This is a genomic window from Tepidiphilus margaritifer DSM 15129 (assembly GCF_000425565.1).
In the GTDB taxonomy this organism is placed as follows: domain Bacteria; phylum Pseudomonadota; class Gammaproteobacteria; order Burkholderiales; family Rhodocyclaceae; genus Tepidiphilus; species Tepidiphilus margaritifer.
On the sequence record NZ_AUDR01000013.1, the window covers coordinates 11,488 to 33,668 of the forward strand.

Sequence of the window (22,181 nt, forward strand, 5' to 3'; positions counted from 1 at the left end):
AAGGAGAAAGTCACGATGCGTACGGTTCAAGTTATTGTTTGTTTGGGCGTATTGCTCATCCTTGCTGGTTGCAGCAAGAGCGCTAATGATTCACAGGTCGAGGCATGTGTCCAAAGAGGGATTGCTTATTTCAAAGAAATTGGGTCTTATCCAATCCTAAAGAGCCCACCAAATACGGGGCGTTCAGCCGAAGAAGTCGCACGCGAACGGTGCAAGCGTACTACCACAGCTTTCTGAAATAAGTGTCCAGTCCCGGACGATTGCATTGAACGTCGTGCATTATTCTTGGGTCGTGAGACGATGCGCGAGTCGATCGAATCGCTCAAGAGGCAAAAGTCCTGAGGGGACGACTGCACAAGAACGCCACCACGACCCCTGCGACTTGGCGTCATACCTGTCACGTCCCCGACGATCCCATCATGCCCCCCTGATCAACCTCACCCCCTCGCCTCCTTATTCCCCCTCGCCATAACCTACCAACCCCCGCCCCGTTGAACCGCCTATACCCCTTCGCTACCATCCTCTTCATCTCACCGGAGGATGGACGATGCGTTCCTGGCGTTTTCTTGCCGCTTTGGCGGCCTTGCTGACCCTCGTCGCGGCCAGTCCGGCGCGGGCCGAGACGAGTCTGCTCAATGTCTCTTACGACGTCTCGCGCGAGCTCTATAAAGAGATCAACCCGCTCTTCGCTGCTTCGTGGCAGGCGAGCAAGGGGGAGGCGGTGACGATCCGCCAGTCGCATGGTGGCTCGTCCAAGCAGGCGCTTGCCGTGGCCGCGGGGCTGGAGGCGGACGTGGTGACCATGAACCAGGCGTCCGACCTCGAGCTCCTGGCCGAGCGCGGGTTCGTCGCGCCCGACTGGCGCTCGCGCTTTCCGCACGGGGCGGCGCCTTACACCAGCACCATGGTCTTCCTCGTGCGCCGGGGCAATCCCAAGGCCATCCGCGATTGGGACGATCTCGTGCGCGAGGGGGTGCAGGTGATCGTGCCCAATCCCAAGGTGACGGGCAACGGCCGCTATACCTATCTCGCGGCCTGGGGCTACGCCCGGCAGAAGACGGGCTCGGACGAGGGGGCGCGCGCCTTCGTCGCCACGCTCTTTCGCAACGTGCCGGTGCTCGACGGCGGCGGGCGCGGGGCGACCACCACGTTTACCCAGCGCGGGGTGGGCGACGTGCTCGTCACCTTCGAGAACGAGGCGATCCTGATCGCGCAGGAGCTGGGCGGCAAGGAGTTCCAGATCGTCTATCCGTCCCTCTCCATCGAGGCGCCGGCGCCGGTGGCGGTGGTGGAGCCGGTGGTGGCCAAACGCGGCACGGCGGAGGTGGCGCGCGCCTATCTGCAGTTCCTCTTCAGTGAGCCGGCGCAGGAGGTGATGGCCAAGCACTACTTCCGCCCCAGTGACCCCCAGGTGCGTCAACGCCACGCGGCGCGTTTCCCTGAGGTGCGCACGTTTACGGTCGAAGAAGTCTTCGGCGGCTGGGCGTCGGTGCAGCGCACGCACTTCGCCGATGGCGGCGTGCTCGACCAGATTCTCGGGCAGAAATGATGGCTGCGCAAACGGGCGTGCTGCCGGGTTTCCGCCTCACGCTGGGCTATACGCTCCTCTACCTCTCGCTCATCGTGTTGTTGCCGGTGGCGGCGGTGTTCGGCAAGACGCTGGAGCTGGGCTGGGGCGAATTCGTGGGCGTGGTGAGCAACCCGCGGGTGCTCGCCGCTTACCGCCTCTCTTTCGGCGCGGCGCTCGCGGCGGCGGCGATCGACGCCGTCTTCGGCTTGTTGCTCGCCTGGGTGCTGGTGCGTTATTCCTTTCCCGGCAAGCGCCTGGTCGACGCTCTCATCGACCTGCCGTTCGCGCTGCCCACGGCGGTGGCCGGCATCGCGCTCACCGCGCTCTACGCGCCCAATGGCTGGCTGGGGGGGTGGCTCGCCGCGCTCGGCCTCAAGGTCGCCTTCACGCCGCTGGGCATCCTCGTGGCGCTCGTCTTCATCGGCATCCCTTTCGTGGTGCGCACGGTGCAGCCGGTGCTGGAGGAGTTCGAGCCGGAATTCGAGGAGGCGGCCGCGAGCCTGGGGGCGAGCCGCTGGCAGGTGTTCCGCCACGTGATCCTGCCGCACGTGCTGCCGGCCGCCGTCACCGGGTTTGCGCTCGCCTTCGCCCGCGCCGTGGGGGAGTACGGTTCGGTGATCTTCATCGCCGGGAACATCCCTTTCGTCTCGGAGATCGCGCCGCTGCTCATCATCGGCCGGCTCGAACAGTACGACGAGGCCGGGGCCACCGCCATCGCCACGGTGATGCTGGCCGCCTCTTTCGCCCTGTTGCTCGTCATCAACGCCTTGCAAGCCTGGGCCGCCCGTCGCGGCGGCAAGGAGCAATGAAATGGACGCCGCTGCCGCGCTGCCCCTCAGCCAAATCCCCGCTCGCCGCGCCGCTTCGCGGCCGGTCACCGCCGAGCCCGTGTGGGTGCGCCGCGCCCTGATCGCGCTCGCGCTCGCCTTCTTCGGCCTCTTCCTGCTGCTGCCGCTCCTAGCCGTTTTCGTCGAGGCGCTGCGCAAGGGCTGGGCGGTGTATCTGGCCGCACTCGCCGAGCCCGACGCGCTCGCGGCGTTGAAGCTGACGCTGCTGGCCGCCGCCATCGCCGTGCCGCTCAACCTCGTCTTCGGGGTGGCGGCTGCCTGGGCGATCGCGAAATTTTCCTTCCGCGGCAAGGCACTGCTGCTCACTCTGATCGATCTTCCTTTCTCGGTCTCACCGGTGGTGGCGGGTCTGGGGCTGGTGCTGCTCTTCGGCGGTTCCGGCTGGTTCGGCGCCTGGCTCGCCGCGCACGAGGTGAAGATCCTCTTCGCCGTGCCCGGCATCGTGCTCGCCACCGTCTTCGTCACTTTTCCCTTCGTGGCGCGCGAGCTCGTGCCGCTCATGCAGGCGCAGGGGCGGGAGGAGGAAGAGGCGGCGGTGGTGCTGGGCGCGAGCGGCTGGCGCACGTTCTGGCACGTGACCCTGCCCAACGTCAAATGGGGCCTGCTCTACGGCGTGATCCTCACCAACGCGCGCGCCATGGGCGAATTCGGCGCGGTGAGCGTCGTCTCCGGACACATCCGCGGCCAGACCACCACCCTGCCGCTGCACGTCGAGATTCTCTACAACGAATACCAGTTCTCGGCGGCGTTCGCCGTCGCCTCGCTCCTGGCGCTGCTCGCCCTGGTGACCCTGGTCGTCAAGCACGCCATCGAGCGTCGCGGCGATTTTGCCGCCCTGCGCCGTGGGAGCCGCACATGAGCATCGAAGTTCGACACATCTGCAAGCGCTTTGGCGCCTTTACTGCGCTCGACGACGTCTCGCTCGCCTTCCCCGACGGCGAGCTCGTGGCGTTGCTGGGCCCTTCGGGCTGCGGCAAGACCACGCTCCTGCGCGTGATCGCCGGCTTGGAGCAGCCGGACTCGGGGCAGGTGCTCTTCGATGGCGAGGACGCCTCCGACACCCACGTGCGCGAGCGTCACGTCGGTTTCGTCTTCCAGCACTATGCGCTCTTTCGCCACATGAGCGTGTTCGACAACGTGGCGTTTGGCCTGCGCATGAAACCGCGGCGCGAGCGTCCGAGCGAGGCCGAGATCCGCCGCCGCGTGATGGCGCTGCTCGAGCTGGTGCAACTCGACTGGATCGCCGATCGCTTCCCCTCGCAGCTCTCCGGCGGGCAGCGCCAGCGCATCGCGCTCGCCCGGGCGCTGGCGGTCGAACCCAAGGTGCTGCTGCTCGACGAGCCGTTCGGGGCGCTGGATGCCAAGGTGCGCAAGGAGCTGCGCCGCTGGCTGCGCCGACTGCACGACGAGCTGCACGTCACCTCGATTTTCGTCACCCACGACCAGGAAGAGGCGCTGGAGGTGGCCGACCGCGTGGTGCTGATGCATCGCGGCCGCGTCGAACAGGTGGGAACGCCGGAGGCGGTCTATCACCATCCCGCCACGCCCTTCGTCTACGACTTCCTCGGTTCGGTCAACCGCTTCGAGGGGCGGCTGGAAGCAACGGGGCTGCGGGTGGGCGAGTCGCTGCTGCCGCACGAGGCACCGCTTCCCGCCGGTGAGGAAGTGGTCGCCTTCGCCCGGCCTTTCGAGCTCGACATCGTTCCGGCCGAGTCGGGGCAGGGCGTGCCGGCGCGCGTGGCCCGAATCCTTGCCTTCGGGGCAAGCGCCCGGGTGGAACTGGACGGGGAGGGCGAGCCCGCGCAGCGCTTCGAGGTCGAACTGCCGCGCGAGCGCTGCGCTGCCTTGGCGCTTTCCCCCGGCCAGCCGGTGCGGCTCGTGCCGGCCCGGCTGCGGGTGTTCGCCGTACGCGCTGAACCCTAGCCGATCTTGAACCGGCCTACCGCCTGGCGCAGCGTCTGCATCGCGTCTTCGATGAGTTTCGCGGCGGCGGTGGCGCGGTTGACCGTCTGATGGTTCTTGTCGGCCATCTGCACGATGGTCTCGACGTTGCGGGCCACCTGGTTGCTGGCTACCGACTGTTCCTTGAGCGCGTCGGAGATGTGGCTGGCGTAGTCGATGACGCGCCCCGAGCCCTCGGCGATGCGCTCGATCGATTCGCCCGCGGCGTTGGCGAGCTGCACCCCCTGTTCGACCTCGGCCACGCTGGTCTCCATCGCCGTCACGGCCTGCTTCGTGCCCTGCTGGATGTGGGCGATCATCTCCGTGATTTCTTGCGTCGAAATGGTGGTGCGCTCGGCGAGCTTGCGTACTTCGTCGGCCACCACCGCGAAGCCACGGCCGTATTCGCCGGCACGCGCCGCTTCGATGGCGGCGTTCAAGGCAAGCAGGTTCGTCTGCTCGGCGATCGTCTCGATCACGTTGACGATGGAGGTGATCTCGGCGGAGTGTTTCTCCAGCTGGCCGATGTCCTTGGCCGCTTCGGTGACGCGATCGGCGATCTTCTTGATACTCTCGACCGTACGCTGCATCACCTCGCCACCTTCCTTGGCGATGGCACCCGATTCGCGGGCCACGCTGCTCGCTTCCTCGGCGTTCTTCGCCACCTCGCCGATGCTCACCGTGAGCTCTTCCACCGCTGCGGCCATGGTGGAGGAGGCGTCGTTCTGTTCATTGACGGCGCGCTCCACGTCGCCGGCGACGGTGGCAAGCGTCGTGGCGGCCTCGGAGAGGTGATCGGTGTTGCGCCGGATCTCTCCCAGCATCTCGCGCAGCGATTGCTGCATCGTGGCCACCGCCTGTAGCATCCGGCCGATCTCGTCGCTACCCTCGACGCGCACCGGCGTGGTGAGATCCCCGGCAGCGGTGGCCTCGGCCGCCTGCAGCGCGATGGCGATGCGCCCTCCGATGCTGCGCGCGAGCGCCAGGGCGAGCGTGATCGCCAGGGCGAAGGCCACCGCGCCGCTGCTGTACAGGGCGATGTTGGTTTGGCTTGATGCCTGCTTTAATTCCTCGAGTCTCTGCTCGAGGAGATGACGGCGTTCGTCCATGATCTGCGCGGCGAAGGTGCGGATCTCGTCCATTTTTTGCTTGCCGCGCTCGCTGCGCACGAGCGCTTCCATCTCGGCAAACGAGGCCCTGCCGGCATTGATTTCTTGCCGCAGGGCGATCAGCGGCGTGAGCCCTTGCTGCTGCCACTCCTTGCCCATGGCTGCCAGCCGTTCGATCGCCGCGCGGCGCTGCGGAGTTTGGGTGTTTGCCAAAGCTTCCTGGAATGCCTTCTGGAATTCCTGTTCGCCGATCTGGACCGGCTCGAGAAAACTCTCCTTGCCCGAGAGGGCGAAACCGCGTACGCCGGTCTCCATGTTGATGAGCGCCTCGCGCATGCGGGTGAGGGCAGTAATGACCCCGTGCGAGCGGTCGACTTCCTCGACGGCCTCCGCCATGAGCGACAGATTGTAAGAAGTGACGGTGATCACGACGGCGATCATCGCCGCCACGGCGCAGAACGAGGTGATGAGCTTGCTCTTTACGCTGAGAGACATGATTGGACCTCGGCTCGGAAGGATGGTTGCTGAACATTTTAGGGCAGGGCGAGGCGGATCGATGCGAAAAATGACGTGGTTTTTTCTGGCAAATCCGCGTTTTCATGATCCTGACACCACGACGGTGCTATGCTGATGGAAGTGTGAGGCCGCATGGTGCCGCTTCACCGTCGTGCAAGGAGAACTCTATGAAGAAGACCATGAAAGCCGCCGTGTTCGTCGCGCCGGGGCGCATCGAGCTGCAGGAGCGCCCGATTCCCGAGATCGGGCCCACCGATGCGCTGCTGCGCGTCACCACCACGACGATCTGCGGCACCGACGTGCACATCCTCAAGGGGGAATACCCCGTGCGGCCCGGCCTCATCATCGGTCATGAACCGGTGGGCATCATCGAGAAGCTCGGCAGCGCCGTCACCGGCTTCGAAGTCGGCCAGCGCGTCATCGCCGGGGCGATCACGCCCTGTGGGCAGTGCAACAGTTGCCTCGACGGCGTCTCCAGCCAGTGCGGCGGCAAGGTCATGGGCGGCTGGCAACTGGGCAACACCATCGACGGCTGCCAGGCCGAGTACGTGCGCATCCCCAACGCCCAGGCAAACCTCACTCCCGTTCCCGATGGCCTCACCGACGAAGAAGTGCTGATGTGCCCCGACATCATGAGCACGGGGTTTTCGGGGGCCGAGAGCGGCGAAGTGCGCATCGGCGACATCGTCGTCGTCTTCGCCCAGGGGCCCATCGGCCTGTGCGCCACTGCGGGAGCGAAGCTCAAGGGCGCCACCAAGATCATCGCCGTGGAAACGGTGCCGGAGCGCGCCGAGATCGCCCGTCGGCTCGGGGCCGACATCGTCATCGACTTCAAGCAGGTCGATCCGGTACAGAAGATCATGGAGATCACCAACGGGCGCGGCGTGGACGTGGCCATCGAGGCGCTGGGCACCCAGCGCACGTTCGAATCCTGCCTGCGCGCGCTCAAGCCGGGCGGCACGCTCTCGAGCCTGGGCGTGTATTCCGGCAAACTCGAACTGCCGCTCGATGCCTTCGCCGCCGGGCTGGGTAACCACAAGATCGTCACCACCCTGTGCCCCGGCGGCAAGGAGCGCATGCGGCGCCTGCTGGAAGTGGTCGCCAGCCGCCGCGTCGATCTCACCCCACTCGTGACGCACCACTATAAGCTCGACGACATCGTGGCCGCGTACGATCTCTTCGCCAATCAGCGCGACGGCGTGCTGAAGGTGGCGATCAAGCCGTAATCCTGACCGGGGGTCGGCCGCGCCGGAGTTTGGCGCGTGCCGTGCTCGCGCGGGTCCGGTGCTAGAATGAGAATCGTTCTGGCATCGGACCTTTTTCATGGCTTCGACCATGTCTTCGACCCCACCGCTCGCGCCCTGGCAGCATCCCTTCGACGTCGATCCCCATGCCCGGCAGCGCATGCGCCGCACCGCCTGGGTGGTCGCGCTCACCTTCGTGACCATGGTCTTCGAGATCGCCTTCGGCTATCTCACCGGTTCGATGGCGCTCACCGCCGACGGCTGGCACATGGGCTCGCACGTGGCGGCGCTGGGGGTGGCGGTGTTCGCCTATTACTACGCCGAACGGCATGCCGCCAACCCGCGCTTTACCTTCGGCACGGGCAAGGTGAGCGCGCTCGGCGGCTATACCAGCGCGCTGCTGCTCGCGCTCGTCGCCCTGGCTCTGGTGTGGGAATCGGTCGCTCGGCTGCTCTCGCCGCAGCGGATCGCCTACGACGAGGCGGTGCTGGTGGCGGTGATTGGGCTCGTCGTCAACCTGGCGAGCGCCGTGATTCTGGGAGGGGGGCACGACCACGACCACGATCATGATCACGGGCATGAGCCTGAAGCGGCGCACGGACACGATGATCCTCATGGCATGACGGAGCCGGAGGGGCGTGGGCAGGAGGCGGTGGATCCGAACTACCGCGGCGCCTTTCTGCACGTGCTGGCCGATGCATTCACGTCGGTGCTGGCGATCGCTGCCTTGGCCGCCGGGAAGTGGGGAGGATGGGCGTGGTTCGATCCCTTGATCGGCCTGGTCGGCGCCGCCGTGATCCTCTACTGGAGCGCGGGGCTCGCGCGCACGGCCATGCGTTCCCTGCTCGACGCGGAGGATTTCGGGGCGCTCGAGCACGAAATCGTCGAGCGTCTGCAGCGTGACGGCCTCACCCGTGTCACCGACCTGCACGTGTGGCGTCTGGGGCCGCAGACCTACGCCTGCATCGTCACGCTGGATTCCCCCCAGCCGGAGAGCGCCCGGCAGTACAAGGAACGGCTCAAGGACCTGTCGGCCTTGAGCCACCTGACGATCGAGGTCAATCGCGCCCCGGATCGTACTCGACCCTCGATCGACTAAAATAAATTTCCGTGATACATAAATTCGTTTTTTGATGATAACGAGAAAAAGGAGGCGCCATGGACACCTTGAATCAATTGCTCTCCACCTTGGCCAACTTCGTCTGGGGCGTGCCGATGCTGGTGCTGCTGGTGGGCACTGGCCTGTATCTCACCATCGTGCTGCGGGGCGTGCAGTTCCGCGCGTTGGGGCATGCTTTTCGGCTGATTTTCCACAAGGAGCCGAGCGCCGCGGGAGACATCAGCCATTTCGCCGCGCTCACCACGGCGCTTGCGGCCACCGTGGGTATCGGCAACATCGTCGGGGTGGCCACCGCCATTACCTTGGGCGGGCCGGGGGCGGTGTTCTGGATGTGGGTGACGGGACTAGTCGGTATGGCCACCAAATATGCCGAGGCCGTGCTGGCGGTGAAATACCGCGAACCGGGCGCGCTCGGCTACAAGGGCGGACCGATGTACTACCTCACCAACGGCCTGGGGATGCGCTGGCTCGGCGTGCTCTTCGCCATCTTTACCGTGATCGCCTCCTTTGGCATCGGCAACATGACGCAGGTCAATGCGGTGTCGCAACTGCTTGCTTCCGCCGCGGGCGTTCCGACCTGGGTTTCGGGGGGCGTCATGCTCTTTCTCACCGCCTTGGTGATCCTCGGCGGAGTGAAGAGTATCGGGCGCTTCACCGCCTGGCTCGTGCCTTTCATGATTTTCTTCTACTGCCTGGCGGCGATCGTCGTACTCGTGCTGCAATGGGACCGACTGTTGCCGGCGCTCGGGTCGATCTTCTACCACGCCTTTACCCCCTACTCGGCTGCTGGCGGTTTTGCCGGGGCAACGGTGGCGGCGGCGATGCGCTATGGCCTGGCGCGCGGCGTGTTCTCCAACGAATCAGGGCTGGGGTCGGCGCCGATCGCCGCGGCGGCAGCCAAGACCGACGATCCGGTGAAACAGGCCCTGGTGTCGATGACTCAGACCTTCATCGACACCCTGGTGGTATGCACCATGACCGCGCTGGTGATCCTGACGGCGCCGCACTGGCTCGAAGGGGTTTCGCCGGCGGATCTGACGATGCGCAGTTTCGCGCACAACCTCGGCAGCGCCGGCGCCTGGGTGGTGATCATCGCCACCGTGCTCTTTGCCTATTCCACGGTGATCGGCTGGAGCTACTATGGCGAGAAAGCGTTCGAGTTCCTCTTCGGGCACAAGGCGATCCGCATCTACCGCACGGTGTTCGTGGCGGTGATCCTGGTGGGAGCCACGGTGAAGCTGGAGCTCGTGTGGAATTTCTCGGACGTGGCCAATGGCCTGATGGCGGTGCCCAACCTGGTGGCCTTGCTGCTGCTCGCCCGGGTGGTGAAGGTGGAGACGGAGCGCTATTTTGGCCGGAAGGGTGGGCCGTCTTGAGCGATCAGAGTGAGCGAGGGCCGGGTCAATCGGGCTGCGAGGTCGCACAGGCGGCCACCACCCGGTTTCGCCCCTCTTGCTTTGCGCGATAGAGCGCGGCGTCGGCGCGCGCGAGGGCGACTTCGGGGGAGGGGTTTTCGGGCAGCAGTTCGCTGGCGCCGATGCTTACCGTCATGCGCAGTTCGGGGTGTTGGGGCACGCGGCAGTAGGAGGCCACGGCGTGGCGGATGCGCTCGGCGAGCAGAAGCGCGCCGGCAAGATCGGTGTGCGGCAGGAGCACGGCGAATTCTTCGCCGCCGACGCGGCCGGCGAGATCGGAGCTGCGCAGCGAATCGCGCAGGATCTCGGCAAAGGAGCGCAGCACGGCATCGCCTACGGCGTGCCCGTAGCGGTCGTTCACCGCTTTGAAGTGATCGAGATCGAGCATCAGGACGGCGCAACGGTCCCCTTTGCGGGCCACGCGTTCGCCGGCAAGCAGCAGGGCGGTGAAGAACCGGCGGCGATTGGCCAAGCCCGTAAGCGGATCGGTCTCGGCCTGGTGCCGAAGCTCTTCCTGCATGGCCTTGATCTGCGTGATGTCGGTGAAGACGACCACGGCGCCGCTTCCTGGCACGGGCGTGGCGGTGAGCAGCACGGGGATCAGGTGCCCATCACGGTGGTGGAAGTAGCTTTCCTTCCGTGCGATGATTTTGTTTTCCAGCATGGCACGGAGCACGGGGCATTCCTGGCGCGGATGGGGCGTGCCGTCGGGGTGCTGACCGTGGATCGTCTGATGGGCGTCGAGCCCGAGGACTTCGCTGGCGCGGTAGCCGAGGATGCGCTCTGCCGCGGGGTTCCAGAAGACGATCGCACCGTCCGTGTCGATGCCGAAAATGCCTTCGCCGACGGAATCGAGCAGCGTCTTCAGGGTCTGCGCCCGCTCGGCGGCGAGCGTCGAGGCTTCCTGGGCCGAGCGGATGGCGTGCTTGTACTCGGTGACGTCCATCACCAGGCCGACGAGGTAGCGTGCCCGGCCGTTTTCGTCGAACAGGGGGGTGATGGAGGCCGAGAACTCGCGCCAGCCGTGGGCGGTGGCCATTGCGGTCTCTGTGCGCAGGGTGCGTCCTTCCTCCAGGCAACGCCGGAGATTTTTTTCCATGTGTTCGGCGGTCTGCGGCGGAAAGAGGTCGCGGGGGCTGGCGCCGATCCAGCGCTCGGGCGGGAAGCCGAAGAGCTCGTAGAGCTTGGCGTTACCGGCGCGGAAGCGGAACCCCTCGGGGGTGACTTCGGCCACGTAGCAGATTTCCTGGAGGTTATCGAGCACGGTGTGGTAGAGGACTGCCTGCTCGCGCAGCTTGCGCTCGGCCTCGACGCGCGCGGTGACGTCGGCGATGAAGCCGTACCACAGGGTGGATCCGTCGGGCTGGCGTTCGGGGGTGGCTTCGCCCTCGGCCCAGACGATGCGCCCGTCGGGGTGCACGTGCCGGTAGAGGAGCCGCCAGGGTTCGAGCGTGGCCACGGAATGGTCGGAGGTTTCCCTCATCGCCGCCTGGTCTTCGGGGTGCACCGAGGCAAAGAAGGGCGTGGCGTCTTCGCGCACCGCTTCCGGGTCGATGCCGCAGATGCGGCGCATGCCTTCGCTCGCGTAGGGGAAGGACATGTGATCGTCCGGTGTACGTTTGAAGATGTAGATGACGCCGGGCAGGTGGCGGGCGAGCTTGTCGAGCAGCGCCCTTTGCTCGGCTTCGCGGCTGACGTCGAGGAGTGCTCCGCTGAGAAACTGGGGCCGACCTTGTCCGTCGCGTACCAGGGTGACCTTGTCTTCCACCCAGACATAGTGGCCGTCGGCATGGCGCAGACGGTAGCGGCGCAAGAGGGTATCGCCGGGCCAGCGGCGGAAGTCGAGCGTGCGCTGCACCGCGTCGCGATCCTCGGGGTGGATACGCTCCAGCCACCAGTGCGGATCGGAACACGGTTCTACCGGTAGGTTGCCCAAGAGGTCCTTGACGTTCTCGCTGACGAAGAGGGGTTGAGTGGTGCCGGTGGCCGGAACTGCGTAGAGCACGGCGGGGCTCGCGCGCAGAAAACCGTCCAGGCGGGCGCGTTCTTCGTCCAGCGCCTCCCGGGTTCGCCGCAGCTCGGTGACGTCCCGCTGAAAAGAGACCAGCACCGTTTCCCCGTCGAGCGTGATCGGCTGGATGATCTCGTCGGCCCAGTAGAGCGAACCGTCCTTGCGGCGGTTGAGGATGTCGTGGCGCCAGCGCTGCCCGGAGAGCACCGTTTGCCAGAGCGTGCGGTAGAACTCGAGGGGCATCTGGCCGGACTTGAGCAGGCGCGGCGTCTTGCCCACGATTTCCTCGCGTGCGTAGCCGGTGAGCCGGGTGAATTCGGCATTGACGTCGCGCACCACGCCGTTCGTATCGGCGATGAGGATGGCGTGGGGCGAGTGCTCGAAGAGGGGGCCGGCGAGCAGAGCGAGGGCAGTGTGCATGGGGGCTCACGGTAAGAAAGCCGTTTGAATTTGAATTATAAGGGGCGAACGGCGTATTTCGGTTGGCGTATGGCGGGCTTAAAGACCATTGACCTCAAGGTGTCATCGCCCATGGATCGACGAGGCGCAGACCCGGAATGCCAGAAAAATCGCGTACGTTGCGGCTTGCGAGCGTCAGGTCGCAACTGAGGGCGGTCGCCGCGATCTGGGCATCTTCTACGCTGATCGGACGTCCAGTGCGCAGGCGCACTGCCACGATTTCCGCATAGCGAATGGCGGCGGACTCATCGAAGGGAAGGCAGCGATCGGCAAAATTTTCTCGGAACATGCTCTGCGCAACGCTGTAGAGTGCTTGGCGCTTCCGGCCGTCTGGCAAAAGGGCGATGCCCAGTTCGATTTCGGCACGGACGGTGGCACAGAGGTAGACCTGGGAGGGCACTTGGCGATCGAGCCAGGCGAGCACCTGCGGCGCCGGGGTGGGGCGCATGAGTTCGGACAGGACATTGGTATCGAGCAGGATCATGCCGTCTCGTCTTGGAAGGGAGGCGGTCGCGGGGCCGTGCGGGGGGGGATGGGGAGACCGTCCACTCCGAGGTCGTGGAAGCGCTGAGCAATGCGCTGGCCAAGCCCTGGCGTTTCCTCTTCCAGCACGGCGCGACGCAGCAGACGCCGGGCTTCCTCTTCCACCGAAACGCCGTCTTGCGCGGCACGCCGTTTCAAGGCCGACTCTAGGGTTTCGTCGATCTGGGAGATCGTCAAGCTCGACATGGAAGGCTCCGCTACATGCATCATGCTTTTAGTGTAAGCATCGACCGGCCAGACGGCAAGAAGGTTCGCAGCTTGGGGCGCGGCGCTGCCCTGCGCGACGTGATCGGGAGATCGTCCTTGCGAGGCCGTGGAAGCGCCGGGCGATGCGCCGGCTTCGGGGGCTGCGCCGCAGCGATCACCTGCTGCGGTGTGCTGTCAAGCCCAGCGCCTCGGCAATCGCCAGCGTCGGCTCGGCCTGGTTCATGGTGTAGAAATGCAGCCCCGGGGCGCCGAGCTGGAGCAGGCGCTCGCACAGGCGCACGACTACTTCGAGCCCGAAGGCGCGCACCGATTCGGCATCGTCGCCGTAGGCTTCCATCTTCTTGCGGATCCAGCGCGGGATCTCGGCGCCGCAGGCATCCGAAAATCGCGCGAGCCGCGCGAAACTGGTGATCGGCATGATGCCGGGCACGATGGGGGCGGTGACGCCGCGTTTTCCGGCTTCCTCGACGAAGTGGGCGTAAGCGTCGGGGTTGTAGAAGTACTGCGTGAGGGCGCAGTCGGCGCCGGCGCGCATCTTGCGGGCAAACGCGTCGAGGTCGGCCAGGGCGCTTGCTGCCTGCGGGTGATATTCGGGGTAGGCGGCGACGGCGATCCAGAAGTGATCGCCCGTTTCGGCGCGGATGAAGTCGACGAGCTCGCTCGCGTAGCGCAGCTCGCCGGGGTCGCGCACGCCGGAGGGGAGATCACCCCTGAGCGCCACGAGGCGGCGCACGCCGAGCGCCTGGTACTGTTGCAGGATCTCGCGGATCTGGGCGCGGGTGGCGCCGATGCAGGAGAGGTGGGGGGCGACGTCGAGCCCGGCGCGGTGCAGCCGCTCGACCACAGCGAAGGTGCGCTCGCGGGTGGAGCCGCCGGCGCCGTAGGTGACGGAATAGTAGGCCGGGCGCAGGCGTTGCGTGAGGCGCCGGCGCGCCTCCTCGAGCTTGGCCTCCCCTTCGGGCGTTTGTGGGGGGAAGAATTCGACGGAGATCTCGAGCGGCGGCATCGGTCGCTCCTGGGGAGAGTGGTGGGATCAGGGGGCGCCGCCGTCGCACGCGACGGTCGGCGTCTACAGGCTCAGTAGCGGTAGTGTTCGGCCTTGTAGGGCCCGTCGAGGGGCACGCCGATGTAGGCCGCCTGCTCGGGCGTGAGCCGGGTGAGCTGGACGTTGAGGCGGGTGAGCTGCAGCCGGGCGACTTTCTCGTCGAGCTGTTTGGGCAGTCGATAGACGCCCACGGGGTAGCGCTCGGGGTGCGTGTAGAGTTCGATCTGCGCGAGCACCTGGTTGGCAAACGACGAGCTCATCACGAAACTGGGGTGCCCGGTGGCGCAGCCGAGGTTTACCAGCCGCCCTTCGGCGAGCAGGATGATGCGCTTGCCGTCGGGGAAGATGACGTGGTCGACCTGCGGCTTGATGTTCTCCCAGCGGTAGTGGCGCAGCGAATCGACGTCGATCTCGTTGTCGAAGTGGCCGATGTTGCACACGATCGCCTGGTCTTTCATGCGGCGCATGTGCTCGTGGGTGATGACGTGGTAGTTGCCGGTGGCGGTGACGAAAATGTCGGCCTTGTCGCAGGCTTCTTCCATGGTCACCACACGGTAGCCTTCCATCGCCGCCTGCAGGGCGCAGATGGGGTCGATCTCGGTGACCCACACTTCGGCGCGCAGCGCCCGCAGCGCCTGGGCCGAGCCCTTGCCCACGTCGCCGTAGCCGCAGACGACGGCGATCTTGCCGGCGATCATCACGTCGGTGGCGCGCTTGATGCCGTCGAGGAGCGATTCGCGGCAGCCGTAGAGGTTGTCGAACTTGGACTTGGTGACCGAGTCGTTGACGTTGATCGCCGGAAAGCGCAGTTCGCCGCGCTCCTGCATCTGGTAGAGGCGATGCACGCCGGTGGTGGTCTCTTCGGTGACGCCGCGGATCGCCGCGATGCGCCGCGAATACCAGGTGGGGTCGCGCTCGAGCTGCGCGCGCACCCGGGCGAAGAGCACCTTTTCTTCGAGGGTCGTGGGGTGGTCGAGCACGCTCGGGTCGCGCTCGGCCTTGGCGCCCAGGTGCAGCAGGAGCGTGGCGTCGCCCCCGTCGTCGAGGATCATGTTGGAATGGCCGCCGTCGGGCCACTCGAAGATGCGGTGGGTGTAGTCCCAGTATTCTTCCAGCGTCTCGCCTTTCTTGGCGAAGACGGGGATGCCTTCGGCGGCGATGGCCGCGGCGGCGTGATCCTGGGTGGAGAAGATGTTGCACGAGGCCCAGCGCACCTGAGCGCCCAGCGCCACCAGCGTCTCGATGAGCACGGCGGTTTGGATGGTCATGTGCAGGCTGCCGGCGATACGGGCGCCCGTGAGCGGTTTTTGCTCGGCGTATTCGCGGCGCAGCGCCATGAGCGCGGGCATCTCGCTCTCGGCGATGCGGATCTCCTTGCGGCCCCATTCGGCCAGCGAAAGATCGGCGACGACGTACTCGGAAATGGATGCGGCCTGGTTCATCGAAATGCTCCTATTCGGGAACGAGGCCGAGCGGATGCGCAGCTCACCTGCGTCTTCCGTCCGGCCGGAGAAGACGGGTGAGCGCCGTTGGATCTGAACCGAGCCTGGCCCGTGCGGGTTGCAGCGCTCCTCGGTTGGCGGGGATTATAGCAAAAGGGCGTAGCACCAAGGGCGGCCGGAGGTCCGGCCGCCCGCGGGGTGGGCGTTACAGCCCGGCGTCGGAGCGCAGCGCTTCGGCCTTGTCGAGCATCTCCCAGGTGAATTCGGGTTCCTCGCGGCCGAAGTGACCATACACGGCGGTCTTGGAATAGATGGGGCGTAGCAGATCGAGCATCTGGATGATGCCGCGCGGACGCAGGTCGAAGTGCTGGCGCACCAGCGTCTCGATTTTCTCGTCGGGGATCTTGCCCGTGCCGAAAGTCTCGACCATGAGGCTCACGGGACGGGCCACGCCGATGGCGTAGGCGATCTGCACTTCGCAGCGATCCGCCAGACCCGCGGCCACGATGTTCTTCGCCACGTAGCGCGCGGCGTAGGCCGCCGAGCGGTCGACCTTGGAAGGATCCTTGCCGCTGAACGCGCCGCCGCCGTGGTGCGCCGCACCGCCATAGGTGTCGACGATGATCTTGCGCCCAGTGAGGCCGCAGTCGCCGTGCGGCCCGCCGACGACGAAGCGCCCGGTGGGGTTGATGAGGTATTTGATGTCGGGGGCGCGCAGCTGCGGCGGAATGATGGGGTGGATGATCTCCTCGATCACCGCCTCGCGGATCTCGTCGTAGGTGATGTCGGGGTGGTGCTGGGTGGAGAGGACGACCGTCTCCACCTGGGTGGGCTTGCCGTCGACGTAGCGTACCGTGACTTGCGACTTGGCGTCGGGCCGCAGCCAGGGAAGCCTGCCATCCTTGCGCACTTCGGCCTGGCGCTGCATGAGGCGGTGGGCGTAGTAGATGGGCAGCGGCATGAGCACCGGGGTTTCCGTGCAGGCGTAGCCGAACATGAGGCCCTGGTCGCCGGCGCCTTGGTCGAGCGGATCGTCGAAAGCCTTGCCCACGCCCTGGGCGATGTCGGGCGATTGGCGGTTGATGGCGGTGAGGATGGCGCAGGACTTGTAGTCGAAGCCGATGTCGGAATCATCGTAGCCGATGCGGCGGATGACGTCCTGCGCGATCTCGCGGTAGTTGGGGTGTGCCTTGGTGGTGATCTCGCCGGAGATGACCACGAGCCCGGTGGAGACGAGGGTCTCGCAGGCGACGCGCCCGTGGGGGTCTTCGCCGAGGATGACGTCGAGCACGCCGTCGGAGATCTGGTCGGCGACCTTGTCCGGGTGCCCTTCCGAGACGGATTCGGAGGTGAAGAGGTATTCCTTGGCCATGCAATCGCTCCCTTCGATCCCCGTGAGGCGGCGTGCCGGCTCTGGGGATCAGGGGAGCGGGCGACGCTTTAGCGGTATTTCTTGTCCGAGCTTGTGAATCGATCTGCTGCGCGGCCCGATTGCGTCGTTGCGCGGTGCTCGCTCCTCGCCTATCTTCGCGATATGTCTCGTCGCTGCGCTCCGTGCGCCTCGCACTCGACCCGCTCGCGACGATTTCTTCACAAGCTCTCCGCCCCGCAAGTTGTCGGATTAACTCGGCGGATGAGCGATAATTATAAATCTTCTTCAAGGTAATGAGGAAATGTCCCGTCTGCTGGTTGCCTTGCTGTGGGTGTTGCATTGGCTGCCGCTGCCGCTGCTGGCGGCGCTCGGCCGCGGTTTCGGGGCGCTGCTCTTTCATCTGGCGCGCTCGCGGCGCCACGTGGCCGAGGTGAATCTGCGGCTGTGCTTTTCCGAATGGACGGAGGCCGAGCGGCGTGCCGTGCTGCGCGAGCACTTCCGCCTGCTGGGGCGCAGCATCCTGGAGCGGGGGATTTCCTGGTTTGCCCCGGCCGAGCGCATCCGGCGGCTGGTGCGGCTCGAGGGCAAGGAGCATCCGGATGGCGTGCGCGCCCAGGGACGACCGGTGATCCTGCTCGTGCCCCACTTTCTTGGGCTGGACATGGGCGGCACGCGCGTGGCGATGGAGTACGACGGGGTCTACGTCTATTCGCGCCCCAAAAGGGACCCGGTGGCCGATCGATGGCTCAACTGGGGGCGTTCCCGCTTCGGCGATCAGCTGCAGGTGGCGCGCCAGGACGGTATCCGACCGGTGGTGCGCGCTTTGCGCGCCGGTCGGCCGCTCTATTACCTGCCCGACCTGGATTACGGGCGCAAGGAGTCCGTCTTCGTGCCGTTCTTCGGTGTGCCGGCGGCCACGATCACGGGTCTGTCGCGCCTGGCGCGGCTCACCGGCGCGGCGGTGGTGCCCTGCGTCACCGAGATGCTGCCCGATGGAAAGGGCTACGTGACGCGCTTCGGCGAACCCTGGGCGGATTTCCCTTCCGAAGACGAAGTAGCCGACGCGGCACGCATGAACCGCTGGCTCGAAGGCGAGATCCGTCGCATGCCGGCGCAGTACCATTGGGTGCACCGGCGCTTCAAGACGCGGCCTCCGGGGGAGCCGCGGCTGTATTGAGGGGGGATGATGGACGAGACGCAGCATCTCGCGAACCGGCTGCGACGGGTGGCATTGTTCGCCTTGCTGGACGAGGAGGAGTTGGAAGCGCTGGCGCGGCGTTGCCGGCCGGTGCAGCTCACGCGCGACGAGGTGCTGTTCTTGCGCGGCGAGCCGGCGCGCGGTTTTTACCTGGTGGAGCGCGGGCGCATCAAACTGTTTCTCGATTCTCCTTCGGGGGCGGAGAAGATCGTCGACACCGTCGGGCCGGGCGGGACCTTCGGCGAGGCGGTGATGTTTCTCGACCAACCGTATCCGGTGTCGACGGCGGCGCTCGGCGAGGCCGAGCTCGTCTTCGTGCCCAAGGAGGCGGTGGATGAATTGCTGGAGCGTCGGCCGGACTTTTGCCGTCGCATGCTCGCCGGCATGGCGATGCGGTTGCGCGTCATGGTGCGCGATATCGAGGCGTATTCGTTGCAGACGGCGGCCCAGCGGGTGATCGGCTATCTGCTGCAATCCTGCGAGCACGAGCGCGGGGAGGCAACGATCGAGCTGCCACTGCCGCGCTACGTGATCGCCTCGCGCCTCAACCTGACGCCGGAGACGCTGTCGCGCGTTTTCCACGAGCTCGCGCAGCAGGGAGTGTTGCGATCCGAAGGGCGTAGGGTGGTGGTGCCGGACGTGGGGCGGTTGAGGGATTATGGGGGGAGGGAAGAGCGGCGCTGAATGCGAGCGGTTTCACGGCCGGGTGAGCTCGGCGTAGAGCCGCGGCAGGCGGGCGGCGAGTTCGCCGAGGCGTTGCACGACGACGTGGCCATCATGGCCGAAGAGGTAGGGCAGAACATCGGCGGCTTCGCGGTCGATCGCGACGCAGAAGGGGCGGATACCGCGCCGGCGGCATTCGAAGAGGGCGCGCCGTGTGTCTTCGATGCCGTAGCGGCCGTCGTAGTGGTCGATGTCGTGCGGTTTGCCGTCGGTGAGCACGAGCAGCAGTTTTTGCCGCGAAGCCGTGGCGGCGAGCCGGTCGGCGGCGTGGCGGATGGCTGCGCCGAGGCGGGTGTAGTCGCCGGGGCGTAGCGCGAGGATGCGACCGCGCACGGCCGGCCCGTTGCGCTCGCCGAAATCTTTGAGTCGATGGTAACGCACGTGTGCGTGGCCGAGCGAGGAAAAGGCGGCCACGGCAAGGGCGTCGCCCGCCGCTTCGATCGCCTCGGTGAACACGAGCAGCGCGTCGCGGATCACATCGATGACGCGGTGCGCATCATCGGCGTGCGCGTCGGTAGACAGCGACACGTCGGCGAGCAGCAGGCAGGAGAGATCGCGCGCCGTGCGCGGGGTGTCGATATAGCGCGGTTGCGCCGAGACGGGGCAGCCGGAGCGCAGTTCGGCGTGGCGACGGACCCAGTCGTCGAGGTCGAGCGCGTCGCCCTCGGGCTGACCCGCCTGGGGCCGGCGCTCGCTGCGGATGCGTTCGAGTTCGGCGCGCAGTCGTTGCGTGAGCGGGCGAAGCTGTCCGGGCAAAGGGGCGGGCATCGCCTCGTCACGGGGCAGATCGATGCGGCAGTGATCGGGGCGGTACTGGCCGCGGCGATAATCCCATTCGGGCAGCAGGATTCCCTCCCTCAGCCTTTCATCGGCGTCTGCGGCGGGCGGGCGTTCCAGGTCCATGCGCACGCGGGAGGCGACGGGGTCGGAGTCCTCGGCGAGCGCCAGCCGTTCGAGCTGGGCGGCGGCACGTCCGGCTTCGTCCCCCTCGGCGTCTTCGAGCGAGCGGTCGACGCGCACGTATTCCGCCCAGCACAGCAGGCTCTCGGCGCGAAACGCGAGCAGCATGCCGTGCTGCGAGCCAGGGTCTTCCGTCGCCTCGGTCTGGATCGGGGCCGCGGCCGAAGAGGAAGCCCCGTCCTTGGCGGTAGGCGGGGGACGGCGCCGAGCCGCCGCGGCATCGGTCTCCTGAGGCATCAGCCACAGCATCACCGGCCGCGGCGGGCGCGGTGAAGCCGGAAAGGTGCGCACGCTGCCGGGAGCGCGCAGGGCGGCGCGGATCGCTTCTTCCACGGCAGCGTCGACCGGGGGCAGCTGGTGCGGTAGGGGGCGAAGCGCGAGGCTTGCTGCGACGAGGCGATCATAGCGTTCCTGCCACGCAGGGTAGCGGGCGAGCGCCACGGCGGTGGCGCGCTGGTTGGCGAGCCACCACGGTTCGCCGTTGGGGACGAAATGGGCGGCGAGCAGGGCGAGCCAGAAATAGAGGTCGCGGTTGAGGGGGCGTTTGGGAAAATGGGCGATCGCGGCGGGAAGGCGCAGTTCGTCGGCGGTGAGATGGGGAAGTTCGGTAAGACGGCCGGTTCCGGCGAGCCGTTCGCGCCACGTACGCCGCCCTTCGTGGATACGGCGTTCGGCCACGGCGAATCTGCGTCCGGCCTCGCCGCCCACGCCGCGGAAGAATACCGACAGGGGGCGCCGTAAGGATTCGAGGCGGATTTCGGCATGGGGGTGGTGCGCTTCGGCGAGGTGCCGCACCCAGCGATCCCACAGCGCTCCGGCCCAGGTCTCCATGGCTATTCGCCGAGCACGGTGCGCACCAGCTCTTCTAGCCCGGCGGTGACCTCGGCATCGTCGGACAGCGCCTCGACGAGCGCCGCGCGGCAGGCGGCGAGCACCGGCAGGCCGCCGCGGATCAGCAGGGCGGCATAAACGAGGAGCCGCGTCGAGGCCACTTCTTCGAGATCGACCCCGTCGAGCCGGCGGATGGCGTTACCCAGGGCGACGAGACGCCGCGCGAGTAAGGCGTCGCACCCCGTTTCTCGCTGCAGGATGCGGATTTCGCGCGCCTCGTCGGGAAAGCCGAAACGCAGCGCCACGAAACGTTGCCGGGTGGAGGGTTTGAGCCCTTTGAGGAAATTCTGGTAGCCGGGATTGTAGGAGACGACCAGCATGAATTCGGGCGGTGCGGCCAGCAGCTCGCCCGTGCGCTCGAGCGGCAGTGTGCGGCGGTGGTCGGCGAGCGGATGGATGACGACGGTGACGTCCTTGCGCGCCTCGACGATCTCGTCGAGATAGCAGATGCCGCCCTCGCGCACGGCGCGCGTGAGCGGCCCGTCCTGCCACACGGTCTGTCCGTTTTGCACGAGATGGCGTCCAACGAGGTCGGCGGCGGTCAGATCGTCGTGGCAGGCCACGGAGAAGAGCGGTAGGCCAAGGCGCGCCGCCATGTGGGTGACGAAGCGGGTCTTGCCCACCCCTGTGGGGCCTTTGATGAGCACGGGCAGGCGGTTGCGCCAGGCGTGTTCGAAGAGTTCGACCTCGTCGCTGGCCGGTTCATAGGCGGGAAGCGTCATGGCGTGGCTTTCGATGTGACAGTGGATTCAGCAAGGGCCGCCGCTCGGGGCGCGAGCCGCTCGGCGAGCCCTACCACGTCGCCCACCACCAGTAGCGCCGGCGGGGCGAGTTCGGCGGCGGCCGCGAGCGCGGGCAGGCTCGCCAGCGTGCCGCTGAGGCGTTCGGCATCGGGCAGCGTCGCGTTGCGCACCACGGCCGCGGGCGTGTCGGCCGGCAGGCCGTGGGCGACGAGTTCGCGGCAGATCGTGGGCAGGGTGCTCACCCCCATGTAGAAGACCACCGTCTGGCGCGGCCGGGCGAGCGCTTCCCAGTCGAGCAGCAGGGCGCCGTCCTTGAGATGCCCGGTGACGAAGAGGCAGGATTGGGCGTGGTCGCGGTGCGTGAGGGGAATGCCCTGGCTCGCGGCCATGCCGCAGGCCGCCGTGATGCCGGGCACGACCTCGAAAGGGATGCCGGCTGCGGCGAGCGCTTCGGCTTCTTCCCCGCCGCGCCCGAAAATGTAGGGGTCGCCCCCCTTGAGCCGCACGACCACTGCGCCGGTCTGCCCGAGTTCGACGAGAAGCGCGTTGATCTCCTCCTGGGGGAGCGTATGCCGGCCGGCGCGCTTGCCGACGAAGACGCGCCGCGCCTCGGGGCGGACGCACTCGAGCACGGCCGGGCTCACCAGGTTGTCGTAGACGAGCACCTCGGCGGCCTGCAGCAGGCGCAGCGCCCGCACGGTGAGCAGTTCCGGGTCGCCGGGGCCGGCGCCTACCAGATAGACTTTCTGCACGATCGCTTGCCGCTCCATCGTCTCATCCTTTGCGGTTTGTTCCTGGTTGCGGTTTGTACCACGGTTCGGTCC

General features: G+C 66.8%; 19 protein-coding genes and 1 riboswitch. Of the genes, 9 read left to right on the top strand and 10 right to left on the bottom strand.

What is annotated here, in order from left to right:
• The first annotated feature begins 547 nt into the window (after positions 1-547).
• From H607_RS0100870 to H607_RS0100885, 4 genes are read left to right on the top strand one after another with little or no spacing between them, the layout of a single operon-like run.
• Positions 548-1,549: a sulfate ABC transporter substrate-binding protein gene (locus tag H607_RS0100870; RefSeq protein WP_028873858.1), complete on the top strand. Its 1,002-nt coding sequence runs from the start codon at positions 548-550 to the stop codon at positions 1,547-1,549.
• Positions 1,546-2,379 carry a sulfate ABC transporter permease subunit CysT gene (cysT, locus tag H607_RS0100875; RefSeq protein ID WP_028873859.1) on the top strand — a complete coding sequence of 278 codons (834 nt, stop codon included), beginning with the start codon at positions 1,546-1,548 and terminating at the stop codon, positions 2,377-2,379. Before H607_RS0100870 ends, cysT begins: the two co-directional genes overlap by 4 nt.
• 1 nt (position 2,380) lies before the next feature.
• Positions 2,381-3,277 (top strand): sulfate ABC transporter permease subunit CysW, encoded by an 897-nt coding sequence (gene cysW, locus H607_RS0100880; RefSeq protein ID WP_028873860.1) that lies wholly within the window; start codon positions 2,381-2,383, stop codon positions 3,275-3,277.
• Entirely contained in the window at positions 3,274-4,341 is a 1,068-nt protein-coding gene (locus tag H607_RS0100885) for a sulfate/molybdate ABC transporter ATP-binding protein (RefSeq protein WP_028873861.1), read from the top strand. Before cysW ends, H607_RS0100885 begins: the two co-directional genes overlap by 4 nt.
• On the opposite strand, the gene H607_RS0100890 is transcribed toward H607_RS0100885, so the two are convergent.
• A complete protein-coding gene (locus tag H607_RS0100890) occupies positions 4,338-5,963 on the bottom strand; it encodes a methyl-accepting chemotaxis protein (protein WP_037989188.1) in 1,626 nt (541 codons plus the stop codon). The genes H607_RS0100885 and H607_RS0100890 overlap by 4 nt on opposite strands.
• Before the next feature lie 188 nt (positions 5,964-6,151).
• Between H607_RS0100890 and H607_RS0100895 the strand changes: the two genes are divergently transcribed.
• The 3 genes from H607_RS0100895 (at position 6,152) to H607_RS0100905 (ending at position 9,724) form a co-directional block, all read left to right on the top strand.
• Complete coding sequence (locus tag H607_RS0100895) at positions 6,152-7,210, top strand: NAD(P)-dependent alcohol dehydrogenase (RefSeq protein ID WP_037989189.1); 1,059 nt, start codon at positions 6,152-6,154, stop codon at positions 7,208-7,210.
• A 97-nt stretch (positions 7,211-7,307) separates the two neighbouring features.
• Positions 7,308-8,327: a CDF family Co(II)/Ni(II) efflux transporter DmeF gene (dmeF, locus tag H607_RS0100900; RefSeq protein ID WP_211218424.1), complete on the top strand. Its 1,020-nt coding sequence runs from the start codon at positions 7,308-7,310 to the stop codon at positions 8,325-8,327.
• Between the two features lie 59 nt (positions 8,328-8,386).
• Positions 8,387-9,724, top strand: a complete 1,338-nt coding sequence (locus H607_RS0100905; RefSeq protein WP_028873865.1) for an alanine/glycine:cation symporter family protein — start codon at positions 8,387-8,389, stop codon at positions 9,722-9,724.
• A 25-nt stretch (positions 9,725-9,749) separates the two neighbouring features.
• Here H607_RS0100905 and H607_RS0100910 read toward each other — a convergent pair whose 3' ends face one another.
• The 6 genes from H607_RS0100910 to metK all read right to left on the bottom strand — a co-directional run bounded on the left by H607_RS0100910 (position 9,750) and on the right by metK (position 16,842).
• Positions 9,750-12,194 (bottom strand): sensor domain-containing diguanylate cyclase, encoded by a 2,445-nt coding sequence (locus tag H607_RS0100910; RefSeq protein WP_028873866.1) that lies wholly within the window; start codon positions 12,192-12,194, stop codon positions 9,750-9,752.
• 94 nt (positions 12,195-12,288) lie between these two features.
• A complete protein-coding gene (locus tag H607_RS0100915) occupies positions 12,289-12,717 on the bottom strand; it encodes a type II toxin-antitoxin system VapC family toxin (protein ID WP_028873867.1) in 429 nt (142 codons plus the stop codon).
• Positions 12,714-12,962, bottom strand: coding sequence for a FitA-like ribbon-helix-helix domain-containing protein (locus tag H607_RS0100920; protein ID WP_028873868.1), 249 nt, complete (start codon positions 12,960-12,962; stop codon positions 12,714-12,716). Before H607_RS0100920 ends, H607_RS0100915 begins: the two co-directional genes overlap by 4 nt.
• Positions 12,963-13,137: 175 nt before the next feature.
• Entirely contained in the window at positions 13,138-13,989 is an 852-nt protein-coding gene (gene metF, locus H607_RS0100925; protein WP_028873869.1) for a methylenetetrahydrofolate reductase [NAD(P)H], read from the bottom strand.
• A 71-nt stretch (positions 13,990-14,060) separates the two neighbouring features.
• A complete protein-coding gene (gene ahcY, locus H607_RS0100930; protein ID WP_028873870.1) occupies positions 14,061-15,470 on the bottom strand; it encodes an adenosylhomocysteinase in 1,410 nt (469 codons plus the stop codon).
• 72 nt (positions 15,471-15,542) lie between these two features.
• A riboswitch (S-adenosyl-L-homocysteine riboswitch) is annotated at positions 15,543-15,608 on the bottom strand.
• A gap of 67 nt (positions 15,609-15,675) precedes the next feature.
• Entirely contained in the window at positions 15,676-16,842 is a 1,167-nt protein-coding gene (gene metK, locus H607_RS0100935) for a methionine adenosyltransferase (protein WP_028873871.1), read from the bottom strand.
• Positions 16,843-17,143: 301 nt separating this feature from the next.
• Between metK and H607_RS0100940 the strand changes: the two genes are divergently transcribed.
• A complete protein-coding gene (locus H607_RS0100940; protein WP_028873872.1) occupies positions 17,144-18,019 on the top strand; it encodes a lysophospholipid acyltransferase family protein in 876 nt (291 codons plus the stop codon).
• 6 nt (positions 18,020-18,025) lie between these two features.
• Positions 18,026-18,724, top strand: a complete 699-nt coding sequence (locus H607_RS0100945) for a Crp/Fnr family transcriptional regulator (RefSeq protein WP_051240517.1) — start codon at positions 18,026-18,028, stop codon at positions 18,722-18,724.
• A gap of 12 nt (positions 18,725-18,736) precedes the next feature.
• On the opposite strand, the gene H607_RS0100950 is transcribed toward H607_RS0100945, so the two are convergent.
• The 3 genes from H607_RS0100950 to cobA are packed head-to-tail and all read right to left on the bottom strand — an operon-like array spanning position 18,737 to position 22,127.
• On the bottom strand, positions 18,737-20,554 hold the full coding sequence (locus H607_RS0100950; RefSeq protein ID WP_028873874.1) for a nitric oxide reductase activation protein NorD: 1,818 nt from the start codon (positions 20,552-20,554) through the stop codon (positions 18,737-18,739).
• Between the two features lie 2 nt (positions 20,555-20,556).
• Positions 20,557-21,336: a CbbQ/NirQ/NorQ/GpvN family protein gene (locus H607_RS0100955; protein WP_028873875.1), complete on the bottom strand. Its 780-nt coding sequence runs from the start codon at positions 21,334-21,336 to the stop codon at positions 20,557-20,559.
• Positions 21,333-22,127, bottom strand: a complete 795-nt coding sequence (gene cobA, locus H607_RS0100960) for a uroporphyrinogen-III C-methyltransferase (protein WP_028873876.1) — start codon at positions 22,125-22,127, stop codon at positions 21,333-21,335. Before cobA ends, H607_RS0100955 begins: the two co-directional genes overlap by 4 nt.
• Positions 22,128-22,181: the final 54 nt, after the last annotated feature.

Coding starts and splice junctions, on each gene's coding strand:
- H607_RS0100870 (WP_028873858.1), top strand. CDS start 548: ATGCGTTCCTGGCGTTTTCTTGCCGCTTTGGCGGCCTTGCTGACCCTC.
- cysT (WP_028873859.1), top strand. CDS start 1,546: ATGATGGCTGCGCAAACGGGCGTGCTGCCGGGTTTCCGCCTCACGCTG.
- cysW (WP_028873860.1), top strand. CDS start 2,381: ATGGACGCCGCTGCCGCGCTGCCCCTCAGCCAAATCCCCGCTCGCCGC.
- H607_RS0100885 (WP_028873861.1), top strand. CDS start 3,274: ATGAGCATCGAAGTTCGACACATCTGCAAGCGCTTTGGCGCCTTTACT.
- H607_RS0100890 (WP_037989188.1), bottom strand. CDS start 5,963: ATGTCTCTCAGCGTAAAGAGCAAGCTCATCACCTCGTTCTGCGCCGTG.
- H607_RS0100895 (WP_037989189.1), top strand. CDS start 6,152: ATGAAGAAGACCATGAAAGCCGCCGTGTTCGTCGCGCCGGGGCGCATC.
- dmeF (WP_211218424.1), top strand. CDS start 7,308: ATGGCTTCGACCATGTCTTCGACCCCACCGCTCGCGCCCTGGCAGCAT.
- H607_RS0100905 (WP_028873865.1), top strand. CDS start 8,387: ATGGACACCTTGAATCAATTGCTCTCCACCTTGGCCAACTTCGTCTGG.
- H607_RS0100910 (WP_028873866.1), bottom strand. CDS start 12,194: ATGCACACTGCCCTCGCTCTGCTCGCCGGCCCCCTCTTCGAGCACTCG.
- H607_RS0100915 (WP_028873867.1), bottom strand. CDS start 12,717: ATGATCCTGCTCGATACCAATGTCCTGTCCGAACTCATGCGCCCCACC.
- H607_RS0100920 (WP_028873868.1), bottom strand. CDS start 12,962: ATGTCGAGCTTGACGATCTCCCAGATCGACGAAACCCTAGAGTCGGCC.
- metF (WP_028873869.1), bottom strand. CDS start 13,989: ATGCCGCCGCTCGAGATCTCCGTCGAATTCTTCCCCCCACAAACGCCC.
- ahcY (WP_028873870.1), bottom strand. CDS start 15,470: ATGAACCAGGCCGCATCCATTTCCGAGTACGTCGTCGCCGATCTTTCG.
- metK (WP_028873871.1), bottom strand. CDS start 16,842: ATGGCCAAGGAATACCTCTTCACCTCCGAATCCGTCTCGGAAGGGCAC.
- H607_RS0100940 (WP_028873872.1), top strand. CDS start 17,144: ATGTCCCGTCTGCTGGTTGCCTTGCTGTGGGTGTTGCATTGGCTGCCG.
- H607_RS0100945 (WP_051240517.1), top strand. CDS start 18,026: ATGATGGACGAGACGCAGCATCTCGCGAACCGGCTGCGACGGGTGGCA.
- H607_RS0100950 (WP_028873874.1), bottom strand. CDS start 20,554: ATGGAGACCTGGGCCGGAGCGCTGTGGGATCGCTGGGTGCGGCACCTC.
- H607_RS0100955 (WP_028873875.1), bottom strand. CDS start 21,336: ATGACGCTTCCCGCCTATGAACCGGCCAGCGACGAGGTCGAACTCTTC.
- cobA (WP_028873876.1), bottom strand. CDS start 22,127: ATGGAGCGGCAAGCGATCGTGCAGAAAGTCTATCTGGTAGGCGCCGGC.